15 protein-coding genes are annotated in these 22901 nt (G+C 44.0%); 5 read left to right on the forward strand and 10 right to left on the reverse strand.

Annotated features, from left to right (window positions below; translation table 11 throughout):
• Window positions 1–174: 174 nt before the first annotated feature.
• Complete coding sequence (ahpC, locus tag FSC11_RS13845; protein ID WP_048882204.1) at window positions 175–738, reverse strand: alkyl hydroperoxide reductase subunit C; 564 nt, start codon at window positions 736–738, stop codon at window positions 175–177.
• Window positions 739–905: 167 nt separating this feature from the next.
• A complete protein-coding gene (locus FSC11_RS13850; RefSeq protein WP_163167498.1) occupies window positions 906–1520 on the reverse strand; it encodes a TetR/AcrR family transcriptional regulator in 615 nt (204 codons plus the stop codon).
• A gap of 144 nt (window positions 1521–1664) precedes the next feature.
• On the opposite strand from FSC11_RS13850, the gene FSC11_RS13855 reads away from it, so the two are divergent.
• Complete coding sequence (locus tag FSC11_RS13855) at window positions 1665–2150, forward strand: hotdog fold domain-containing protein (RefSeq protein ID WP_163167500.1); 486 nt, start codon at window positions 1665–1667, stop codon at window positions 2148–2150.
• 54 nt (window positions 2151–2204) lie between these two features.
• Here the strand turns inward: FSC11_RS13855 and ssb are convergent, their stop codons facing one another.
• The 3 genes from ssb to FSC11_RS13870 form a co-directional block, all read right to left on the reverse strand.
• Window positions 2205–2786: a single-stranded DNA-binding protein gene (ssb, locus tag FSC11_RS13860; protein ID WP_071320869.1), complete on the reverse strand. Its 582-nt coding sequence runs from the start codon at window positions 2784–2786 to the stop codon at window positions 2205–2207.
• Window positions 2787–2837: 51 nt separating this feature from the next.
• On the reverse strand, window positions 2838–4202 hold the full coding sequence (locus FSC11_RS13865) for an MFS transporter (protein WP_103800195.1): 1365 nt from the start codon (window positions 4200–4202) through the stop codon (window positions 2838–2840).
• 155 nt (window positions 4203–4357) lie between these two features.
• Window positions 4358–5443, reverse strand: coding sequence for a DUF475 domain-containing protein (locus FSC11_RS13870; protein WP_163167502.1), 1086 nt, complete (start codon window positions 5441–5443; stop codon window positions 4358–4360).
• A gap of 222 nt (window positions 5444–5665) precedes the next feature.
• On the opposite strand from FSC11_RS13870, the gene tenA reads away from it, so the two are divergent.
• The gene (gene tenA / locus FSC11_RS13875; RefSeq protein ID WP_048882199.1) at window positions 5666–6334 is read left to right on the forward strand and encodes a thiaminase II; all 669 of its coding nucleotides are present in this window, start codon (window positions 5666–5668) and stop codon (window positions 6332–6334) included.
• Between the two features lie 345 nt (window positions 6335–6679).
• A complete protein-coding gene (uvrA, locus tag FSC11_RS13880) occupies window positions 6680–9511 on the forward strand; it encodes an excinuclease ABC subunit UvrA (protein WP_163167504.1) in 2832 nt (943 codons plus the stop codon).
• A 143-nt stretch (window positions 9512–9654) separates the two neighbouring features.
• On the opposite strand, the gene FSC11_RS13885 is transcribed toward uvrA, so the two are convergent.
• Window positions 9655–11358, reverse strand: a complete 1704-nt coding sequence (locus tag FSC11_RS13885; protein ID WP_005220620.1) for a GGDEF domain-containing protein — start codon at window positions 11356–11358, stop codon at window positions 9655–9657.
• 1129 nt (window positions 11359–12487) lie between these two features.
• Here FSC11_RS13885 and omp33-36 point away from each other — a divergent pair.
• Window positions 12488–13387 (forward strand): porin Omp33-36, encoded by a 900-nt coding sequence (gene omp33-36 / locus FSC11_RS13890; RefSeq protein WP_163167506.1) that lies wholly within the window; start codon window positions 12488–12490, stop codon window positions 13385–13387.
• Window positions 13388–13423: 36 nt separating this feature from the next.
• On the opposite strand, the gene FSC11_RS13895 is transcribed toward omp33-36, so the two are convergent.
• From FSC11_RS13895 to FSC11_RS13910, 4 genes are all read right to left on the reverse strand, one after another.
• Window positions 13424–14131, reverse strand: a complete 708-nt coding sequence (locus FSC11_RS13895; protein WP_004813684.1) for an ion channel — start codon at window positions 14129–14131, stop codon at window positions 13424–13426.
• Window positions 14132–14626: 495 nt separating this feature from the next.
• Entirely contained in the window at window positions 14627–16588 is a 1962-nt protein-coding gene (locus tag FSC11_RS13900) for a BCCT family transporter (RefSeq protein WP_005220617.1), read from the reverse strand.
• A 325-nt stretch (window positions 16589–16913) separates the two neighbouring features.
• A complete protein-coding gene (locus tag FSC11_RS13905) occupies window positions 16914–18623 on the reverse strand; it encodes a cation acetate symporter (RefSeq protein WP_163167508.1) in 1710 nt (569 codons plus the stop codon).
• A 1-nt stretch (window position 18624) separates the two neighbouring features.
• The gene (locus tag FSC11_RS13910) at window positions 18625–18957 is read right to left on the reverse strand and encodes a DUF485 domain-containing protein (protein ID WP_163167510.1); all 333 of its coding nucleotides are present in this window, start codon (window positions 18955–18957) and stop codon (window positions 18625–18627) included.
• A gap of 184 nt (window positions 18958–19141) precedes the next feature.
• Here FSC11_RS13910 and FSC11_RS13915 point away from each other — a divergent pair, with 184 nt between their 5' ends.
• A complete protein-coding gene (locus FSC11_RS13915; protein WP_048882193.1) occupies window positions 19142–22633 on the forward strand; it encodes a hybrid sensor histidine kinase/response regulator in 3492 nt (1163 codons plus the stop codon).
• Window positions 22634–22901: the final 268 nt, after the last annotated feature.

Below are 22901 nucleotides of genomic sequence, written 5' to 3' on the forward strand. Positions count from 1 at the left end.
AAAAGCCAGCGTCTGGTGATGGAAAAACTGATTGAGCATCTGGTTGAAAGCTTGCTTGCCGCAGCCGAAAGTCATCAAGACTATATGATTTAATTGTCCTTTCATTTTCAAATGACCATAAAAAAATCCAGCGCTGAAGGCTGGATTTTTTAGATTTGATAAAGATTTATTGAATTAGATTTTACCTACCAGGTCAATTGAAGGAGCAAGAGTCGCTTCGCCTTCTTTCCATTTTGCAGGACATACTTCACCTGGATGAGCATGTACGTACTGAGCTGCTTTTACTTTACGAAGCAGTTCCTGCGCGTCACGACCGATACCACCTGCGTTGATTTCAATGATCTGGATTTTACCGTCTGGATCGATCACGAAAGTACCACGATCCGCCAGACCTTCAGCTTCGATCAGCACTTCAAAGTTTTTCGCCAGAGTCCAGGTTGGATCGCCAATCATTGGATACTGGATTTTACCAATCACGTCAGACGTGTCATGCCAAGCTTTATGGGTGAAATGCGTATCCGTAGATACACCATAGATTTCTACACCCAGTTTCTGGAATTCAGCATATTGATCAGCAAGATCGCCTAATTCTGTTGGACAAACAAAAGTGAAGTCAGCAGGATAAAAGAATACAACAGACCATTTGCCTTTCATGTCCTGCTCAGATACTTCAACAAATTGACCATTGTGGTAAGCAGTTGCGTTAAATGGCTTAACTTCAGTATTGATTAAACTCATGTGATTTTTCCTATCAGTTCGCGGGAATTCATTCGATGAACTAAGAATACGCAAAAACTAATAATAGATAAAACCGTAACTTTTTATAAAAACTATCGGTTTTTTAGATTCATAAATTCTATTAATTTTTTACTTATTATCTTTTATTCCAATTTAACTCCTGACCTCTACCGAGAAAAATGCTGTAAAGAATCCCAAACTGACTGCGCCAAAGCAGATGCATGTTTTTGCGGAGAATCCTTGACTCGACCTGCCAGCCAGGCACGGCAATAGCTTTCTGTCGCGCCAATTACTAAAGAGGTCAGTAAAGCAGGTGGTACAGCTTGCAGACAAGCGGCATCTGACTGCTGGGCCAGCCATTTCTTTAAATCCTGATTGCGCTGGCTGGTACGCTGTTCCAGATCCTGACGCAGTTCTGAGGTATGTACCACATGATGGGCCGCATAGAGAAAACGGGCAAAGTCTGGATAACTGATGACCCAATCAATATAACTTCGGATAATGGCATGAATACCCTGTTCAGCACTTTTCGCTTGGGATAAGGCATCTAAACGTCGGCTGGACTGATCCTTTAAAGCGGCTAGATACAGCGCAGCTACGATCCCATCCTTGTGATGAAAATGATGATAAATTGCGCCAACACTGGTTTCTGCTCGATCCCGAATCATTTCAATTGTCGTTGCAGCTATGCCACTTTGTAAAAATTCCTGTAGCGCACAATTCAGAATTTGACGCTTTAAGGCCAAGCGTCCGCCTGGATAACTCCCTTCCAATACATCCATACCTTGCATTCTCCTTAATGTGCTCGGCACCGTTAATCATTAACTTGTCTATTTTAAACACTTTTCTTGTGAGTCCTGCAAATACAGAATATTATTCTGTATGAGGATCTTATTATTATTCACCTCTTACGCAGGATCGCGATCATGGGCCAGGCTCTAAAAATATGGAAAACCTTTCACAAAAAACCAGGTGGTAAATACATATTTTCCAGATTACTTTGCATAAAAATACCTTATTTCAGCAGTATTTCCCCATTGCTCGAAACGCTTGCTCCGTATTATTGCGAAGTGAGCATGAAAAAACATGCGGCTGTACTCAATCATCTAGATACAATCCATGCGATTGCCATATGCAATCTGGCTGAACTGGCAGCAGGTACCATGACCGATGCCAGCGTCCCCAAAACCCATTCCTGGATTCTAAAAGGTATGCAGGTCGAATATCTTAAAAAAGCAACGACCGATTTAAGAGCCATTGCCACACCTGCAAAGTTAAATGTTGAATGGCATGAAATTGCTGAATACCAGGTTAATGTTGAGGTTCTGGATATGGCACAAGAAACCGTATGCCGTGCCCTCATCACAATGTGGGTATCTCCTAAAAAGAAGAAAACAAATAAACGTGTTTAAAAAAACCCGTCGGATGACGGGCTTTTAAGGATGCTTTTCTGCTTTAAATTTTAATCAAAACGGTAAGTCATCATCCAGGTCTGCTGCAGGCGCTGCAACTGGAGCTGGTGCAGATTTTGGCGCAAAACCGCTTGGGTTGTTATTGCCATAGCCATTGCCACCCGCAGGTGCATTATTGAAGCCACCTTGCTGTGGTGCATTATAACCTTGTTGACCAGCATTGTTATTGCCATAGCCGCCCTGGTTATTGTTGAAACGTGGCTGTGCAAAACCGCCATTGTCTGACTGTTCACCTTGAGGACGGCCAGAATCCAGCATTTGCATCTGCTCACCACGGATTTCTGTGGTGTAACGCTCTTGACCACTTTGGTCTGTCCACTGACGGGTACGTAGTGAACCTTCGATATAGACTTTAGAACCTTTACGTAGATACTGCTGTGCAATTTCACCTAAACGGTTATGCAGCACAATGCGGTGCCATTCTGTTTGCTCTTTACGCTCACCAGTGTTCTTATCCGTCCACGAATCACTGGTCGCGATAGAGAATTGAGTGAGAGAACCCCCATTCGGGAAAGTTTTTGTTTCAGGATCTCGACCTAAAGTACCTACTAAAATAACCTTATTTACACCACGCATGAGACCTATACTTCCTATTTGTTTCTATATTTTACTTTATAAGAGTTATGCTTAAATGGCTACCTCTTTACCCAACAAGTGCGTTAATTGTTGTCGCGCAGTATCATTAATCTGCTGTTTATCAACCTTGACGTAGGCCACTTGCTGTTCAGGCATCACCACGACTTCTTCAATACCATGAATAGATAAAAGCTGTGAAGTCCATTCATCTGTTTGTCGATTTTCAGGCAGGCTTAAAACCAGGGACGAAAGATAGCGCGGCTGAGCCAGACCAAAACTGATGAGCAGCCAAATTATAGCAACCGCAGTCAGAATACTCCAACCCATGGAAGTGTCATTCAGCAACAAAAGTTGTCCGCCTAGCGTACCGCCAAAGAAGGCACCGAGGAACTGACTGCTGGCATTCACGCCCATCGCTGTTGCCTTGGACTGAATTGGCGCAACCTTGGATAACCACGATGGTAATAAGGCTTCCATTACATTGAAGGCAATAAAGAAGATCCCTAAACCAGTGAGCAGGATATATTTCGATTCAAAGCCAAAAATCAGTACCAATAGGCCAACGATAATTCCCGCAATTGCAGTCAGGAAAATACCACGCATTTTGCGGTATTTTTCCGCCAGAATAATGCTTGGAAAAGCAAAGAACAGACTAATTACGAGTAAGGGCAGATATACCCAGCCATGACTGTCCAAAGGAATATTAGCGAACTCGATCAGCTGCGAAGGCACATAGATAAACATTGCCGTGAGTAACAGATGCAGGCTGAACACCGAAACATGCAAACGATTCAGGTCGCCCATTTTTAGGACTTGTTTCAGCTGGATCAGATACCCCTGCTGAAAATTACGATGATGACGGGTCACTTTTGGCACCATCAGCAGCATCGCAATTGCCGCCAGCCCCATCACGGTAGTCACCCAGAACAGCCCAGAAATCCCCACCAGACCCGTTAACCAAGGGCCTAAGGTAAATGCCACCACAAAAGATAAGCCGATACTCATGCCCATGGTTGCCATGGCTTTCATGCGGTTTTCTTCACGGGTCACATCGGCAAGCAATGCCATGACCACCGCCGAAACCGCACCGCCGCCCGCAATGGCACGCCCAATAATCACTCCATAGATTGTGTCCGACATGGCGGCAATTGCACCACCCAGAGCGAATAGCAATAACCCGATGACCACCAGCGGTTTGCGACTAAAACGGTCTGCAATCAGGCTAAACGGAATCTGTAAAATGGCCTGAGTCAGACCATAAACCCCCACTGCCAGGCCAATTAGCGCCGGCGTAGCATATTCATATGACTGTCCTGCAACCGAAAATACAGGGATAATCATAAACAACCCCAGCATGCGCAGTGCAAAAATGCTGCTAAGCGCAAAGGTTGAGCGACGTTCTAGGGCATTCATCATAAATTATGGCAGTTCAATTGATGGATCTTCAGGCGAAGATTATAGGACATTCGGCCGGGATGGATGCAGGAATTTTATTTGAAATAAAGATGATGCTGATCTAAAAAATAAAAAAGCGCAGCCGGAGCTACGCTTTTGCATCAGGATCACAGGCCTTAGTGATGTAAAGCCTGACGTTTCTTGTACTGAATCGAGGCAATCACGGCCCAGACAATAAAGGCCACCCCGATCAGGCCGGTCACCAATTCTGGTACATGCAGGCCGGTTCCGCTGGCAATCATAATGAAAGCCAAGGCGCCAATCGCGTAATGCGCACCATGTTCCAGATAGATATAGGCATCCAGCGTGCCTTTTTCCACCAGATAAATCGTCATTGAACGGACAAAGATCGCACCGATTGCCAGACCCAGCATGATGATTACCACGTCCGAGGTAATTGCAAAGGCACCGATCACGCCATCAAAACTGAATGAGGCATCCAGGACTTCCAGATACAGGAATCCTCCAATACCAGCTTTCACCACGCCAGTAGGTGCGCCATTTTCATCATGACGAACTGCATTGCCATTTTCATCCACTTCAGGTTCACCACCGAGCATATGACTCAGCACCTGCACCCCGATATAAATCACGATGCCCCAGATTCCCGCCATGGTCACGACCAGACGCTTGGCTTCATCGACATTGGCTGCCATGATTAACAAGGCCACTAGGGCAATAAAGACCGACATCGCCGGAACACTGGCCAGGTTGGATAAACGGCGTTCTACTCGTCTGAACCAGTGGGTATCCTTTTCTTCATCCAGGAAGAAATTCAGGAATACCATCAACAGGAAGGCACCACCAAAGGCTGCAATTTCAGGATGATGCGCCATCAAACGCGCTGAATATTCTTTTGGATCATTCAGGGCCAGACGTACCACTTCCATAAAGCCCAAGTCTGCAGTCACTGCAACAATGACCACCGGGAAGATCAGACGCATCCCGAAAACTGCAATCAGAATACCCACTGTCAGGAATAGCATTTTCCAGAAATGATCCCAGCCACGCAGGACAGATGCATTGACAACCGCGTTATCAAAGGACAACGACACTTCCATAATCGCCAGAATGGCGGTAATGGTCAGTGCTGTGAACATGGTTTGCAGGCCCGCTTCCGGACCATGGGTATAACCCCAATAAGCAGACAAACCAAGGCACACGATCGAAAATGCGATTGAGAAACCAAAATGTTTCAACATACAAATCGACCTTAGATAAATTTCATTGAGTGTATTTCTTTAATTGTAGGGAAATACCAAGACTAAAACTTGTCTCAATTATGAAACTTTTGCTGCATAAACCAAAGCACTTCCTGAACCATTTTTGCGTATTTTCTGCTTTTCAAATCTGTCGATCTTTTCAACGGGTCGATCTTTGCTATAGTGCTGCATGCTTTGACTTCAACTGCTCAGGATTTCAGTATGAGTTTCTCTCAAGACGTATGGCAACGTAACCTCGAACTTTATCAAAAGACCTTGGCACTGCCTTTTAACCAGCAGCTGGCACAGGGCACATTGAACCGTGATGCCTTCAGTCATTATGTGATTCAGGATGCGCATTATTTGCTGGCCTATGGCCGTGCACTGGCAGTCTGTGCCGCCAAAGCCTTTGAGGCTGATGATGTGATCCAGTTTAGTGAAGCGGCTAAAATTGCGATTGTGGTCGAGCGCAGCCTGCATAATGGCTTTATGCAGGATTTCGGTATCAGCAAAGCCCAGTTCGAAAATACGCCGTTGACGCTGGCCTGCCATCACTATACTTCCTATTTGCAGGCAACTGCCTGGGCCGAAAGCTATCCGGTGGTGCTGGCAGCCCTGCTGCCATGTTTCTGGATTTATGCAGAAGTCGGCAAGGATATTGTCGATAAGGCCGCAGCCAATAATCCTTATCAGGCCTGGATTGATACTTACGCCGGGGAAGATTTCCATACTGCTGTACGCAATGTGATTGCAACTGTGGATCGCGTAGCAGCGCGTGTCGATGCCGACACCCTGGAAAAAATGCATACAGCCTATACCCATGCAGCGCGTCTGGAATGGTTGTTCTGGGACAGCGCATTTGAGCAACGCCAGTGGCCTGGTCTGGATTGATACAAGCTGAATTCAGCCCTGTTCAATACGGGGCTTTTTATTTTTTCTACAAAATTCTAAATAATACAAAATAATTTTAATTTTTATCTTGGATCGATGCTCTGCAATTCTACGCACTCTGTGTTTTTTTACAGAGCTTAAATCATGTTCAAATGCTTTTATTAAAAGCAGGGCCAAAATTTTAATCGGAAAAAATACCTCGTACATTTTTAACTTATTGCTTTGGTACTGATCTTTTGACCAATCACCGACATAACTTGACGTTTAAAATACTTTTATTTGCACTTGAACATTTTTCATCCGGTATCATATAAGGGTTTTTGATGAATATTCTAGGATCATTGCATGAGCCAAAGCCACATCCGTATTCGAGGCGCACGTACCCATAACCTTAAAAATGTGAACCTTGATATACCACGCGACAAGTTTGTGGTGATTACGGGACTGTCTGGTTCAGGTAAGTCCTCACTGGCATTCGATACCTTGTATGCCGAAGGTCAGCGCCGTTATGTCGAGTCATTGTCTGCCTATGCACGCCAGTTCCTGTCCCAGATGGAAAAACCGGAAGTCGATTCGATAGAAGGCTTAAGTCCGGCCATTGCGATCGAGCAGAAGTCGACCAGCCACAACCCGCGTTCAACCGTGGGGACTATTACTGAAATTTATGACTATCTGCGTCTGCTGTATGCTCGCGTCGGTACACCTTATTGTCCAGAACATGACCTGCCGATGGTCGCGCAAACCGTGAGTGAAATGGTGGATGCGGTAAAAGGCTTGGAAGAAGGTACTGGCCTGATGCTGTTGGCGCCTGTCGTACGTGAACGTAAGGGGGAATATTCCGCATTATTTGAACAGTTACAGAGCCAGGGTTTTATACGCGCCCGCGTGGATGGCGAGATCATGGAAATTGATCCTCCGCCAGAACTGGATAAAAAGAAAAAACATACCATTGAAGTGGTGGTTGACCGCTTTAAAGTGCGTGATGATCTGGGTAACCGTATTGCCGAAAGCTTTGAAACTGCACTTCGTCTGGGTGGCGATATTGCCATTGTCTCGCGGATGAAAGGCGAACGACCAGATCGTGTTTTCTCAGCCAAACATTCCTGCCCGAAATGTGATCGTGCGGTGGCAGAACTGGAACCACGTCTGTTCTCGTTCAATAATCCATTTGGTGCCTGCCCGGTTTGTGATGGCCTCGGTACGCGTAGCCATTTTAGTGCAGATAAACTGATTCCAAATCCTGAACTGAGTATCAGTCAAGGCGCAATCCGGGGTTGGGACCGTCAGCGTCCATATTATTACAGCATGATCGAAAAGGTCGCCAATCACTTTGGCTATTCGCTGGATACGCCGTGGAATCAGCTCGAAGCCGATGTTAAAAAGAAATTCCTCTATGGTACCGGTCGTGAAAAGATTGACCTGAGTTATATTGACGAACGCGGTCGCCGTCATAATCGTGTGATTGCTTTCGAAGGTGTACTGCCGCATTTGGAACGCCGTTATCGTGAAACTGAAAGCAATTATGTTCGTGATGATCTGGCACAGTACTTGTCCAATGCCGCCTGTGATGCCTGCGATGGTTCACGTCTGAATGAAATTTCACGTAATGTCAAAATTCTGGACAAGACCATTGCTGACATTACCCGCATGTCGATTGGTGACGCCGAAAGCTACTATCAAGGTTTGAATCTTGAAGGTGCCCGCGGTGAAATTGCCGATAAGATTTTTAAGGAAATCCGTGAGCGTCTGCACTTCCTGGTGTCTGTTGGTTTAAATTACCTGAGTCTGTCCCGTTCAGCTGAAACTTTATCTGGTGGTGAAGCACAACGTATCCGTCTGGCTTCTCAGATCGGTGCCGGTCTGATGGGTGTCATGTATGTGCTGGATGAACCCTCGATTGGCCTGCACCAGCGTGATAACGACCGTCTGCTACAAACCTTGGTACGTCTGCGTGATCTTGGTAATACGGTATTGGTCGTTGAACATGATGAAGATGCGATTCGTGCCGCCGATCATATTATTGATATTGGTCCAGGTGCCGGCGTACATGGCGGTCATGTGATTGCTGAAGGAACCTATCAGGAACTTGCTGAACATGAAGATTCCCTGACTGGTAAATATCTGTCTGGCAAGCTGAAAATTGAAGTGCCAAAAAAACGGACCCAACCACCAAAACCGGAAGAACAGATCAGGCTGATGGGTGCAGCAGGCCATAACCTGAAAAATGTCGACCTGACTATTCCATTAGGGATGATGACCTGTGTCACGGGTGTATCAGGTTCAGGTAAATCGACGTTAATTAACCGCACCTTGTTGCCACTAGCAGCAACACAGCTCAATGGTGCGACCACTCAAACCTCAGAGAAATTTGATTCGATCGATGGTCTGCAATTCCTGGATAAAGTTGTAGATATTGATCAGAGTCCGATTGGACGTACACCACGTTCCAACCCAGCGACTTATACCGGTCTGTTTACTCCGATTCGTGAACTGTTTTCACAAACACAGGAAGCCAAGGCACGTGGTTATGCAGCCGGCCGTTTCTCGTTTAACGTGAAAGGTGGTCGCTGTGAGGCCTGCGAAGGCGACGGTATGATCAAGGTGGCAATGCACTTCCTGCCGGATATGTATGTGCCGTGTGATGCCTGTCATGGCAAGCGCTATAACCGTGAAACGCTGGAAGTAAACTACAAAGGCAAGAACATTTCTGATGTACTGGAGATGACTGTTGAAGATGCCATGCATTTCTTCGATGCCATTCCAGTGATTCACCGTCGCTTGGAAACCTTGCATCAGGTTGGCTTAGGTTATATCCGTCTGGGTCAGTCTGCGACAACACTTTCTGGTGGTGAAGCACAGCGGGTGAAACTGGCACGTGAACTGGCCAAACGTGATACCGGCCAAACCCTGTATATTCTGGATGAACCGACGACTGGCCTGCATTTCCATGATATTGCCAAATTGCTAGATATCCTGCATCAGCTCCGTGACAAGGGCAATACCATTGTGGTGATTGAGCATAACCTGGATGTGATTAAGACTGCGGACTGGATCGTGGACTTAGGTCCTGAAGGTGGTTCAGGTGGTGGTATGATTATCGCGGAAGGTACGCCTGAAGAAGTGGCAAAGAGTAAGACTTCGCATACCGCGCGGTTCTTAAAGCCGTTATTGAAATAAGGAATCTCCCCTAGCCCCTCTTTTTAAAAGAGGGTTAGGGCGGATTCTAAAGAATTAGATTTTGCTAAAACGGTGATTTATTCATCGTTTTTTCATTTTAAAAACATGGATATATAAATTAAAAGACATTAAAAATATATGAACTAAACCTCAGCCACTGCATTACGTCCTTGACCTTTAGCCACAAACAAAGCCTTATCCGCTTTGGTAAACAGGCTGATCCAGGACTGCGCACCTATCGCCACCCCCACACTGACCGAGACCTGAATCTGATCACCATTTTCACTTAAAATATAAGCATCCTCTACTTCGCTTCGAATCTTATCGGCAATCTTACGGGCATTATCGAAGTCAATATTTTCAATCAGAACCAGAAACTCATCCCCGCCATAACGTACCAGTAAATCAGAAGTACGGACATTGTCCTTCAGGCACTGCGCCACAAACTGAATGACTTCATCTCCGATAATGTGTCCATGCTGATCGTTCACCTGCTTAAAGTGATCAATATCAATAATCATCAAACACGTCTGACTAAACTGTGAAGGATGTGATTCCAGAAAACGAGTGTATTCCTCCAAGGCGAACCGATTCGCCAGTCCGGTTAAAGGATCGGAATGAGCAATATTTTTAAGCCTAAATTCTAAGGCATCACGTTGCTGCAACATCTGTTGCAACCTTTGAATGGCAGTAAATAAGGATTCAGATTTAGTATGGGCATTCGATGATAAAGCTTTGGTATCACCATTTTCCGAAAGCGTAAACAGAATTTGACGCGCTTCTATCAGCGGCTGAAATACACTTTTACGTGCAAAAATCATCGTTGCAATTGCTGCTCCTAAAGACACAAATGAAAGTAAAACTGTCCAGAGCAATTGCTGCAAATGAGAAGATTTTTCCCGCTCTGCAACCTGATTACTGTACTCAAGCAAATAGCTTTGCAGGTCAACAACGGTAGCAAATTTATCAACCATCGCATTGGTGAGTTCTGTTCCTGTCAAATGATAAGGAACCTGCTGAATGCTCTCTTCCACCAGACTTGAAACGATTGGTAAGCCTTTTTGAATAAATACCGTATCGACAGCATTATGCAACCGGTTGAATTCTTCAGTCTTGTCCTCTTCCGGCTGCAATGTGCCGATTAAATCCCAAAGATAATGGATCCGATATTGGAGTTGCATGGCACGGGTCAGGTTTGCCGCAGGAATCGGTTGGTCGAAAGTCACATAAGCCATGATTATAGAGGCGGCACGCCCTGCCTGATCCCTCAAGTCAGATAAAAATAAAATCTGAGAAATAAAATTATTTTGTGAGGTAGAGGTGGTATTAGAAGCAATTACTACTCCTTTTAGGATAGTGCGACAACTGTCCCAGGCCTTAAACATTGCAGCAATCGCCTGATCAAGTGCTTGAGCATTACGCTGTTCCCAAGGAATTTTTGCATAGCTATCGATGTGTAAACGTCCCTGCTCCAGACTTGGTCGAACCGCACTTTCCAAACGTTGACTTAAATGCGGGAAGCCCACTTGCTGTAATACTTTTGCTGTATGCTCGAACTGCTGATCTACTTCTTTACGGTAAATTTCGAGTTCTTGTTGTCGTTGGTGAATTTCTTCAGGCGTACTGGAAAGGACTTTATTGGCAGGGGCTCTTTCCTTGGAAATTTTATTGGCCAGAATGGCAACTTCTTGCAAGGCATGTAATTCGTCAGAAGTACGCACAGCCTTAAGGTAACTTTGAGTGCTATTCACAATGAGAGGAATGCAAATGAACAGCAGACATAGAATAATGACAGACATTGCGCAATAAAGATGTTTACTGATTTGTTCAGAGCGCAGAGTATTCATTGTCTTAGCGTACGCCCTCAGACTAATAATAAAGTATTTGATTTATGTTAATTATTATACAAAAAATCCATTTCTTCAGAAAGAAAAAAATTCTTTATATTAAATGCTTTTATATAACTTTACTGAACTCAAAAGTCATATAGATCTTAATTTATGTTCTTATATTTAAAGTAAAAATTTTTAATTTCAGCAAATAACCAGCAGATGTATCAAATAGTTTCAAAAAAAATTGAAATTCGTATTGTTTACTGTTTACACATGCAACAATTAAGTGCATAATGCACCGCATTAGGGCGAATTAAATTTTTCCTCAGCAGATATTTTAATTTACCCGCAAATTTTGGCTAAAAAACCCCAATTTTCATTGAAAATTGGGGTTTTTTTTACCTATTTCATTTTTTATATAATATCTCACTAAAGGTAATGCACCATTATGGTGCTTTCATTTCTTTTAAAATATACTTTGATTTGTTTAATATTTATACTTATTGATTAGTCTTTATCCCCCTTCACTCATCTCTACTTAAGTTTCAGGCAAAAAAAAAGCCCAACCTTGGGGAAAGCTGGGCCGATAAAACACAAAATTCGTGGAGAATCAGGTCAAATAAAGAATTTAAGTAAATACATCATCTAACTTGATGAATTAATTATCGTAACTTTCATGTAAAATGTAAAGCATATTAAATTAGTTGGATTTGATATTTGTGTGTTTTTTACACAAAATCAGATTTAATTTAAATAAAAAATAAATTTAATAAATTAGAAAAGAATTATTGAATCAATTAAATAAGTGATCTAGGCATTCTTAATCATTTATATGGAGAGATTTAATCCTGTAGAATTGGTTTTTCCTATCCTTATGCACATTTGAATTAAATTAAACAATAGACTCCTCATTATAAATGTGAATTTTCACGTGTTTTATATTGTTTCTTTATCTTTAGGTAATTATTTGTTCTATCAGTATTTTTTTAAGACTAAGCAGTTGAATAATAAATTCACAATCTTTACAAAAACACAACAATTAGAAAATTCATATTTATATGATTTTAAAAGGTTTATTGACTTAATAAATTGTTACAATACAATTACCCCTGTTTTACCTCCCTTTTGAAAAACGGTAATAATCATGAAAAAACTAGGTTTAGCCACTGCTTTATTATTAGCGATGACCGGTGCTCAAGCGTATCAATTTGAAGTTCAAGGTCAAGCAGAACACATTGACAATACTGCCAATGACAAAGACTTTGCTGGTGCTGTTCAAGGTACTTACTACCTAAAAGATGTTGATGCTTCTAAAGGCCCTTTAGCTGAAGCAGCATTCCTAAACCAAGCTTCTAATGTTTCTGCGGCTTATAGCTACGGTGAAGATGGACAAGAATTTGGTGACCGTGCCGTATACCACACTTATGGTGTGAAAGGTGAAGCCTACATTCCAACTAAACTTGTTCCAGCATATGCAAGCGCTTCTTATAGCCATACTATTATTGACAATAAAGCTGGTGAAAAAGATGACAATGGTGACCGTTATGCATTAGAAGTGGGTGTATTACCTATTCCTAATTTCCTGGTTGCTGTAGGTTATACAAGTGTTGCTGACCAAGCTTCTCTTGATGCTTTCAATATCGTTTCTAATGGTGTTGCTAAAGCTGCTCTTGAGACTATGACTATCAATGAAGATCAAGATGCAATTACTGCACGTACTAAATACGTAGGTGCAATCGATGGTACAAATATGTCGATCGGTTTTGAATCTGGTTTAGTTTACGGTGAAGACACTGCTTATAACCTAGGTACAACGCTTTACCTCAACCCTAAACTAAGTGTTGGCGTTTCTTATATGGAATCTAGCTATGCAGGTTCTCCAGATAAAGCTTTAGGTGCGAACGTAAACTACTTCGTTACTCCAGCAGTATCTGTAGGTGCTAGCTACGTTAATGCTAACTACGAAACTAAAAATGCTAATCTGGATCAAGATGTTGCAACAGATACCCAAACTGTGGGCTTGAATGCTAAATTCCGTTTCTAATTTCTGATTAGATTCTGAATATAGAAAAAGGACACTTTATGTGTCCTTTTTTTCTTGCTCTGATTTTCTATGCGGTAAATGAGAAATATATTGCAGCCCCACCAGTCGAGAGACAATCAGTGCCAGATACATCACGCCAAAGAACATCTGGATCATGGCGAGCATTCTGGCAAATGGACTCACTGGCATGGTATCCGCCAATCCTGTCGCGGACTGCACACTAAAACTCAAGAACAGCAAATCTAACCAAGGCTGATAAGCTTGTAGATCTGGATCAGCAAAACTATAGGGAACCAATAACTGACAGATACTATAAAGAAAAGCGAAACCCCAAGCCATCAAAGTAAAGGCTGCGCCTGCCGCAAATAATTCATCTTTGGTCAGGTAACGGTCATGAAACATATAACGCAATAAACCATAGGATGCACTAAAATAAGCACATGCTTCAAAGGCATGGGCGGTAATTAAGACCCAGACTTGTTTCATCCCGAATAAAACCAATGATGAAAAAAATAGCGCACCAACAACGAAACTTAATCCCAATAAGGTAAATACGGGAGTTTGACGAATGACCCGGGCGATCACCAGTAAAACCAATACGCCTAGTACCCAAGTTGCAGCCCGATAAGGTGCGTATTCATAGCTCAGTACTGACAGGATCAGAATGATGAATTGCAGACAAAGCAGCCATGCGGAAGGCAGGCGCTTAAAGGTCGTCCAGCACATTAACAAAGCTTGCTTCATCTAATCCTTCTTCTTCATGACACTACAATCTGCAGTTTTATTGTTATCTGCTCAAACTTAACATGTAATCATGTCATATGCAGAGCAGTGCTTTGTATCAAAATGATGTATTCATTTAAAAATATAAATCGTTAAATCACATCTAATTTTTTAGTTTATTAATATAGGTTTTTACTTCATCCTTTTAAGAGCTAATCATCTATACTTTTATTAAAGAATAAATGAATTTTTTATAAAGGCTCTTCCATAAATCATTTTTTAATCATTAAAAAGAAACTCCCTCATCCTAACCTTCTCCCAGAGGGAGAAGGAACTTTCAAAATTCATTAAATATGAAGATGATGATCACTTTTTGACTTATGAAAGATATCTATTATTTATAAATAAGTTAAGGGATTATATCGTTATAAAATTTTAAGATAAACCGAATAAAAAAGGACACAATATGCATCCTTTTTTATTCGGTTTATTAGGTTAATTAAGCGACAGCACCACTTAGCGCACCCTGCTCAAGAAGTGTAGATGCCGTTCATACTGATCCAAAATATCCTGCAAAAGATCTTCCCGGGTCCATTCCATCACATCATAGTTTTGCCCACCTTCATTGAGGAAGACTTCAGCCTGAAAATATTGTCCTGCATCTTCATCCTGAGAGGGCATAAAACTTGGCGGTAAGATCTGGCGTGCAACCACTGCATAAACGAAATTCGCTTCATCCTGATGATCTACTCGTAAACAAAGTCCCTGCTCTATTTCATCAATGATGACGGCATGATGACGGCGTTGAAACTCTTTCTGAATACTTAAAAATGCCTGTCTGACTTCCGACTGGATATACGCTGTCACTTCCTGTTCATTATGAGCATAATGCATGATGAGTCCCAAACGCTGCTGCCAGCTACGCGGATTATGAATTGCTCGTGGTGTAATTCGGGCTTCTTGTAATGCATGCATTTTGGTGACTTCTAGCCGCAGTGCTTTGATCAGCCCCCAACTAATCACCAACATGATCAAGGTAAAAGGCAAAGCACTCAACATGGTGGCCGATTGCAGTGCAGCCAGGCCACCTGCATATAACAGCACAATTGCCAGTAAAGCCATGATCACTGTCCAGAACAGACGCTGCCAGGTCGGAGACTGATCAGATTTCGCAGTCAGATAATCGGTAACCAGTGCACCAGAGTCCGCCGAAGTGACGAAAAATAACATCACCAAGAATGTGGCGACTACACTCATCACTGCCGAGAAAGGCATCCCCTGCAGAAATTCAAATAGTGCCACAGATGAGTCACGCTGTACTGCCTGCATCAGGTTAATATTCGCTTCATGCAAAATGCTGTAAAGCGCAGCATTGCCCATAAAGCCCATCCAGATCAGGGTAAAGCCGGTTGGAATCAGTAAAACACCCACGATAAATTCGCGAACGGTTCGACCTCGAGATACCCGGGCAATGAACATCCCGACAAATGGTGACCAGGAAATCCACCAGGCCCAGTACATAATGGTCCATCCGCCAATCCAGCCATTAGGCTGATAGGCATACAGATTAAAGGTCATACTGAATAGACCAGACACATACTGTCCGACGTTTTGAATAGTCGTTTGCAGCAGATAAATAGTCGGTCCTGCCAGAAAGACAAAAAGTAATAGTCCCAAAGCCAAAACCAGATTCAGTTCGGATAGGCGCTTAATCCCTTTATCCAGACCAAAAAATACCGAGAGTGAAGCCATCGCACTGACAATAATAATCAGGATGACTTGTACTCCAGTACTTTGCTCAATGCCAAACAGATAGTTCAGACCAGAATTGATCTGTGTTACTCCGAAACCCAAAGTGGTGGCGACACCAAATACGGTTCCAATCGTTGCGAAGATATCGACACCATCCCCGATCGGGCCGTAAATTCGCTTGCCAATTAAAGGATAAAGTGCAGATCGTATTTTCAAGGGCAGCTGATGCCGATAGGCAAAATAAGCCAAGGATAATCCGACCAGTGTATAGATCGCCCAGGCATGGAGTCCCCAGTGAAAGAAGGTCACACGCATGGCCTGCTGTGCCGCCTGAATAGTTTCAGGTTCACCCGATGGCGGAGTGACATAGTGCATTACCGGTTCAGCAACACCGAAGAACATCAGCCCAATGCCCATGCCAGCCGTGAACAGCATGGCAAACCAGGAGGCATTGTTATAATCCGGCGTGCTATGGTCCGGACCAAGCTTAATCTTGCCCATGTCCGATAATGCAACAAAAATCAGCAGAATCAGAAAAATTGCAACAGAGAGTACATAGAACCAGCTAAAAGAGGTCGTCACCCACTGGTTCAGTTGCTGCGTCATCAGTTCAAACGAATTAGGTGCCAGGACCACCATTAAAAGAAATAGTCCAATGATGATGACAGTTGTTAAAAACACACGAGGATTCACATTGGAATACCAGGATGTGGTTCTGGAAGACATATCCACTCCATTTTTGCTTTTTATTAATCAGACCAAATCGGTCCCACATACATTACTCAAAAAGAAAACTTGAATAAAAAAATGTATTTCGATCACATATCGAAACCTAAGCAATATGATAAGTTATTGTTCTTATTCGCTTGGTTGTACTCCTGTGTCCTTCTCGTAACATGTCATAGAAAAGACTTGATCTTCTATTTTTGCCAAAATCTAAAAATCCAGCTATGCATTAAAGGAACAAAAAAATGAATTTCTTTATGAGCATTGGTATATGCAGGCAATAAAAAAGTCCCTTGCGGGACTTTTTATAGGTGATCGAATCATCTTAGTGATCAGAGGCACCTGAGATACCAATACCTGTTTGTGAACGTACAAACTGTGCATCGAATGCTTTGCGTTCCGCTTGTGCTTGTGCAGAGTTATCTGTCACAGAGAACAACCAGCAGAAGAAAAATGATAAAGGCATCGCAAATAATGCAGGACCATTGTATGGATTAATTGGTGTATCAGAAATACCCAATGTATCTACCCAAACTGCTTTAGACAGTACGATCAGTACCACCGCAGTCACCAGACCAACGATACCACCAATCACCGCACCACGAGTGGTCAAGCCTTTCCAGAACATCGACAGAACCAGTACCGGGAAGTTGGCACATGCAGCCACAGAGAATGCTAGACCGACCATGAAGGCAACGTTTTGCTTCTCGAACAGGATACCCAAAATCATGGCAAAGATTGCAAGACCTAAAGTCGCAATTTTAGACATACGCAGTTCAGATTCAGGTGTGGTTTGACCTTTCTTAAATACGTTAGCATACAAGTCGTGTGAGATTGCTGAAGCGCCAGACAATGTCAAACCAGCAACTACCGCAAGAATTGTTGCGAATGCTACTGCCGAGATGAAGCCCATGAACAAGTCACCGCCAACAGCATCAGACAAGTGAACTGCAGCCATGTTGTTACCACCAACCAGCTCTAGTTTGCCAGTGATGGCCATTTTTGCAATATCCAGGAATTGCGGGTTATTCGATACATAGAGAATCGCACCGAAACCGATGATGAAGGTTAACAGGTAGAAATAACCAATAAAGCCTGTCGCCACGACCACCGATTTACGTGCTTCTTTGGCATCTTTTACTGTGAAGAAACGCATCAGGATATGTGGCAGACCTGCTGTACCAAACATCAAGGCAAGACCAAGAGAGATTGCATCAACCGGGTTAGACGCCAAGCTACCAGGACCCATGATTTTGGTTGCATCAGCCAAGCTCAGATCATGCACTTTTGAATAGACACCAATCGCCTGTTCAAACATATTGGTAAAACTGAAGCCCACGCCTTTCATCACCATGAAAGCCATGAAGGTCGCACCAGATAACAGCATTACGGCCTTGATGATCTGTACCCAAGTCGTTGCCAGCATGCCACCGAACATCACGTAAGCCATCATCAGTAAACCGACAATAACAACTGCAATATTATAGTTCAGACCGAATAGAAGCTTGATCAGCTGACCTGCACCCACCATTTGTGCAATCAGGTAGAACGCTACTACAACCAAGGAGCTTAATGCAGCCAAAGTACGTACCGGTTTTTCCTGTAAGCGGAAAGAGACTACATCTGACAGGTTATATTTACCCAGGTTACGCAGACGTTCTGCTACCAGGAACAATACGATCGGCCAACCCACCATGAAGCCCAGGGAATACAGCAAGCCATCGAAACCAGATAGGAATACCATTGCGGAAATACCCAGGAAGGATGCTGCTGACATATAGTCACCGGCAATTGCCAGACCATTCTGGAAACCAGAGATCCCGCCCCCCGCAGTATAGAAATCTTTGGTATTGGTGGTTTGCTTTGCAGCCCACTTGGTAATAAAAAGTGTTGCCCCGACGAAAATCACGAACATGATAATCGCGTGCCAATTCGTGGCTTGTTGTTCAGCTGCACCTAAATCAGGTCCTGCAACTGCCATACCAGACATCAATAATGTTGATGCCGCAAGTGCTTTAAATGAATTCCATTTCATCTTAGTGCAGCCCTTTTTCATGAGTGATTGCTTCAACTTCGCGCATTGCTTCTTCGTTCAGTTGATCAAGTTTGTTATTGGCAATGTAGGAATAAACAGCACATAAAACAAAAGACAATACGATAATGCCAAGTCCTAATGGAATCCCCCATGTCGTCACACCACCTGAGACTGAACTCATTAAAAATTCTTTGTTATAGCCGACCAACAGCATGAAGCCGACATAAACGAATAACATGATTGCCGTAAGTGCCCAGCTAAGACGACTTTTTTTAGCGACCATTTCCTTGAATTTGGGATTTTGTAGAATCTGTTCTACTTGTCTCTCATCCATAAATATTCTCCTTACTATGCCCAATCTTAGGCATCCATTTTTTAATTCGAATTATCACCTGTACAAATTAACAAGCTTCATAGGTGGTTGTAATTTAGACTTTGGTCGTTAAAAAATCAGCAATTTGAACGCCTGCGTTCATGATGCTGTATCATAGCCGCATGCTCAGTACACTTCAGGCAATATGAACAGTTGGCTCATCATAGGGGTGCTCACCCTCTATATCGCATTACTCTTTGTTTGTGCATTTTTCGGGGAGAAACACGCCAGTCGTCTCAGCACTCGTGGACGCATGCTATTGTTTAGCTTAACTTTAGGTGTCTACTGTTCTTCCTGGACCTTTTATGGAGCAACAGGTGCTGCAGTACGTGAAGGGATTATTTTCCTACCCATCTACCTCGGCCCACTGCTTTTTGTCGCGATTGGTTATGACATCTGGCGCCGGTTGGGACGAGTACGTCAGCACCATGCCATTTCCTCAATCGCAGATTTTGTCGCGGCACGTTATGGTAAAAGTGGACCACTGGCTTCACTGGTCACCATTCTGGCAGTCATTGCGATTATTCCCTATCTAGCCTTGCAGTTGCGTGCGATTGCCCTGAGTGCATCCGTGATTCTGGAGCCTTCAGCGGGAATCGCCAGCACTACCAATAGTGTACTGTTCCTAACCGGAGTTCTGGCTATTCTGGCCATGATTTTCGGTACGCGACAGATTGCCAATACCGAACAGCATGGCGGTCTGATGCTGGCAGTCGCCTTTGAATCTTTCGTTAAGCTGTTTGCATTACTGGCAGTTGCTGGTTTCTTCATGTTTGCTGCACCAGAAAATTTGTCGCAGATTACGGGTGATATCAAAACCACCTTCCATGAAGTGCAGCTGTTTGGCGTACCAGAAAGTTTCTGGGTACAAACCCTACTCGCGGCATTGGCGATTATCTGTTTGCCGCGTCAGTTCCACGTGGCCGTGGTCGAACTACGCGATGAAAAGCATATCCGTGGCGCCCGCCGCTGGTTTGCAGTTTATCTAATTCTGACTACCATCGCGATCATTCCAATTGCCAGTTGGGCACTACATGCGGCACCACATTATCTGGCGATTCCAGACGTAGCAGTCCTGTCTTTGCCTCTAAGCTATAATCAGGACTGGCTGACGCTATTAGCCTTCCTCGGAGGATTTTCGGCATCCACCGGGATGTTATTGGTGTCTTCCGTTGCCCTATCGATCATGCTGAGTAATGACTTGATCATGCCGGCGCTGTGGCGTTTTAACCTGATTTCACGCCATGACAAACGTCTGCCACTGGTACTGAAATTTACCCGACGCATCTCTATCTTAGCTGTAATGCTGATGGGCTTCCTGTTCTTCAACTTCTTTAATGATATTGATCAGCTTTCTATCTTCGGGCTGCTGGCCTTTAGTGCGGTGGCACAGTTTGCCCCTGCCCTGATTGGTGGTCTGTACTGGCGGGGTGGCAGTAAACAGGGTGTCTATGCCGGCTTGCTGACCGGTTTTGCTTTGTGGGCTTATACCTTACTGTTCCCGACCATTCTGCGTAGCCTGCCCGAAACATATCAGCAGTTTAGCCACGACTTTCTCAATTATGGTCCACTGGCGCTCAACTGGCTTCGCCCTGAAGCATTACTGGGTTTTGAATCCTTTGATTCCCTGACTCATGGTGTAGTGTGGTCACTCGGTCTCAATTTACTGCTTTACATTTGGGTGTCACGCATCTTCCGTCCAAGTGTGGCAGAGCAGATTCAGGCGGAAAGTTTCTTCTACTATGAAACCAAACCCCTGCCTTCACAGAGCCCAACTACTGAAGTGAGCTATTCCCATCAGGATGTGGCCCGTTTAAAAGTCGGTGACCTGATTACGCTGGCCAAACGCATTACCGGTGAAGAACCCACCACGCGTGCATTCAAGCAGTTCTGTACCCAGAATAATGTCGAGCTGAATGAAAATAGCAGTGCCAATGGCATGTGGTGGCGCTTTACCGAGCAATATCTGGCTGGCACGATCGGTGCTGCCTCAGCGCGTACCTTATTGACCACTGCGATGGTAAATAACGGTCTGGCTCTTGGTCAGGTTGCCAACATTCTTGACCAAGCTTCCCAGTGGCAACGCTTTAACCAGAACCTGATCATGACCATGATTGACCATATGACCCAAGGTGTCAGTGTCGTCGATGAAAACATGTGTCTGGTGGCCTGGAACAACCAGTATCTGAAGCTGTTTGATTATCCAAAAGATATTGTCTATGTTGGCTGCCCGATCGCTGACCTGATTCGTTATAACGCCGAGCGCGGTGAATGTGGGCCGGGTTCGGTCGAAGAACATGTGCGTAAACGGATTCACTGGATGCAGGTCGGTAGTGCACATGAATTCGAGCGGATCCGTAAAGATGGCCGCGTGATTCAGATGCGTGGCAATCCGATTGAAGGCGGTGGTTTTGTTACGACCTTTGCGGATATTACCGCCTTCCGTGAAAATGAAGCCGTACTGGAAGCACGTGTGCGTGATCGTACCCAGCAGCTTGCGGATGCCTTGTCCGAACAGCAACTGGCTCGTGAACAGGCAGACAAGGCGAATATGTCCAAAAGCCGCTTTATTGCAGCAGCCAGTCATGACCTGTTACAGCCGATGCATGCAGCACGTCTGTTCAGTACGGCACTGGAACAAAGTGTGCAAAGCGAAGAAGATCGCAAGACCTTACAGCAGCTGGACCGTGCCTTGTATGGTGCAGAAAGCATGCTTTCTGCCCTGCTGGATATTGCCCGTCTGGAAGGTGGAACGATTCAGCCGAAGCGTCAAGCCTATCCATTGCATGATCTGCTCAGTGATCTGGAATTGCAATTCAAGTCGATTGCAGCACAGCGTGGCATCAAATTCAGTGTGCATGATGCACAGTTCTGGATTGATACTGATCCACAATGGATTCGCCGGATTATCCAGAACTTTGTCAGCAATGCGCTCCGTTATACCGCCAGCGGCAAAGTGATTGTGGGTGTACTGCGTTCCAGCAGCAAACCGAATCATATCCGTATTGGCGTATGGGATACCGGACCGGGTATTGCCGAAGAACAGCGGATCAAGCTGTTCCAGGAATTTGAGCGCTGTGGTCATACCTCTCCGTGGGGTGAACAAGGTTTGGGGCTGGGTCTGGCGATTGTGCAGCGTATGACCAGCATGCTGGACTATCCGGTACACGTCTACTCTGAATATGGCAAAGGCTCCTGCTTCATGATTGAAGTACCGCTCACTGAGGCACCAAAAGTCGTGGCGGCTCCAGTGCAGGCAGTACCGTTGAAGTCCAAAGCCTTTAAAGTGCTGTGTCTGGACAATGATGAAACCATTCTGGAAGGCATGTCGACCTTGCTGACCAAATGGGGATATCAGGTATTTAAAGCTACAGAGCCTGAACAGGCACAGGAGATGATTGAACAGGAAAATATTCAGGTCTGGCTGGTGGATCAGCATTTGAATCATGACCAACGCGGTCTGGACTTTATCGTAGATAATCGTAAGCCAAATGTACCGGTTGCCTTGATCACTGCGGATTCTGATCCTGAACTGCCACAACAGCTTAAGGAACTGAATATTGTGCTGCTGAAAAAACCACTGAAACCTGCTTCATTACGTTCATGGCTATCGGGTTTAAAAATCTCGGACAGTTAAGTGGTTATGGTTTCGATAAGTGCCTGTTTTACCGTTTAAAGCAGGCACTTTTTATATTAAATGTCACAAAAAATTTCAATATTTGCATGATTTTTAAGCGCATGTGCCAAAAATATCAGAATCAGGCTAAAAATCCTTACATCAATTGACCAAAAACATCATTTTAAAAATCGCTATGGCAAAACTTCACCATTCCTGACGCGAACCTGTGTGTACTTGGTTACAATATTGTAAGTTATTATTTTATATAAACTAATATAGGATTAAC

It is taken from the genome of Acinetobacter schindleri, from assembly GCF_010918895.1.
Classification (GTDB): Bacteria; Pseudomonadota; Gammaproteobacteria; order Pseudomonadales; family Moraxellaceae; genus Acinetobacter; species Acinetobacter schindleri.

Bases quoted from the DNA above. Each gene is read 5' to 3' on its own strand.
- FSC11_RS13905 (WP_163167508.1), bottom strand. From the start codon at position 18,623: ATGAAATGGAATTCATTTAAAGCACTTGCGGCATCAACATTATTGATG.
- FSC11_RS13865 (WP_103800195.1), bottom strand. From the start codon at position 4,202: ATGATGAATGCCCTAGAACGTCGCTCAACCTTTGCGCTTAGCAGCATT.
- FSC11_RS13915 (WP_048882193.1), top strand. From the start codon at position 19,142: ATGAACAGTTGGCTCATCATAGGGGTGCTCACCCTCTATATCGCATTA.
- tenA (WP_048882199.1), top strand. From the start codon at position 5,666: ATGAGTTTCTCTCAAGACGTATGGCAACGTAACCTCGAACTTTATCAA.
- uvrA (WP_163167504.1), top strand. From the start codon at position 6,680: ATGAGCCAAAGCCACATCCGTATTCGAGGCGCACGTACCCATAACCTT.
- ssb (WP_071320869.1), bottom strand. From the start codon at position 2,786: ATGCGTGGTGTAAATAAGGTTATTTTAGTAGGTACTTTAGGTCGAGAT.
- FSC11_RS13910 (WP_163167510.1), bottom strand. From the start codon at position 18,957: ATGGATGAGAGACAAGTAGAACAGATTCTACAAAATCCCAAATTCAAG.
- omp33-36 (WP_163167506.1), top strand. From the start codon at position 12,488: ATGAAAAAACTAGGTTTAGCCACTGCTTTATTATTAGCGATGACCGGT.
- FSC11_RS13870 (WP_163167502.1), bottom strand. From the start codon at position 5,443: ATGTTGAAACATTTTGGTTTCTCAATCGCATTTTCGATCGTGTGCCTT.
- FSC11_RS13855 (WP_163167500.1), top strand. From the start codon at position 1,665: ATGGGCCAGGCTCTAAAAATATGGAAAACCTTTCACAAAAAACCAGGT.
- ahpC (WP_048882204.1), bottom strand. From the start codon at position 738: ATGAGTTTAATCAATACTGAAGTTAAGCCATTTAACGCAACTGCTTAC.
- FSC11_RS13900 (WP_005220617.1), bottom strand. From the start codon at position 16,588: ATGTCTTCCAGAACCACATCCTGGTATTCCAATGTGAATCCTCGTGTG.
- FSC11_RS13850 (WP_163167498.1), bottom strand. From the start codon at position 1,520: ATGGATGTATTGGAAGGGAGTTATCCAGGCGGACGCTTGGCCTTAAAG.
- FSC11_RS13885 (WP_005220620.1), bottom strand. From the start codon at position 11,358: ATGAATACTCTGCGCTCTGAACAAATCAGTAAACATCTTTATTGCGCA.
- FSC11_RS13895 (WP_004813684.1), bottom strand. From the start codon at position 14,131: ATGAAGCAAGCTTTGTTAATGTGCTGGACGACCTTTAAGCGCCTGCCT.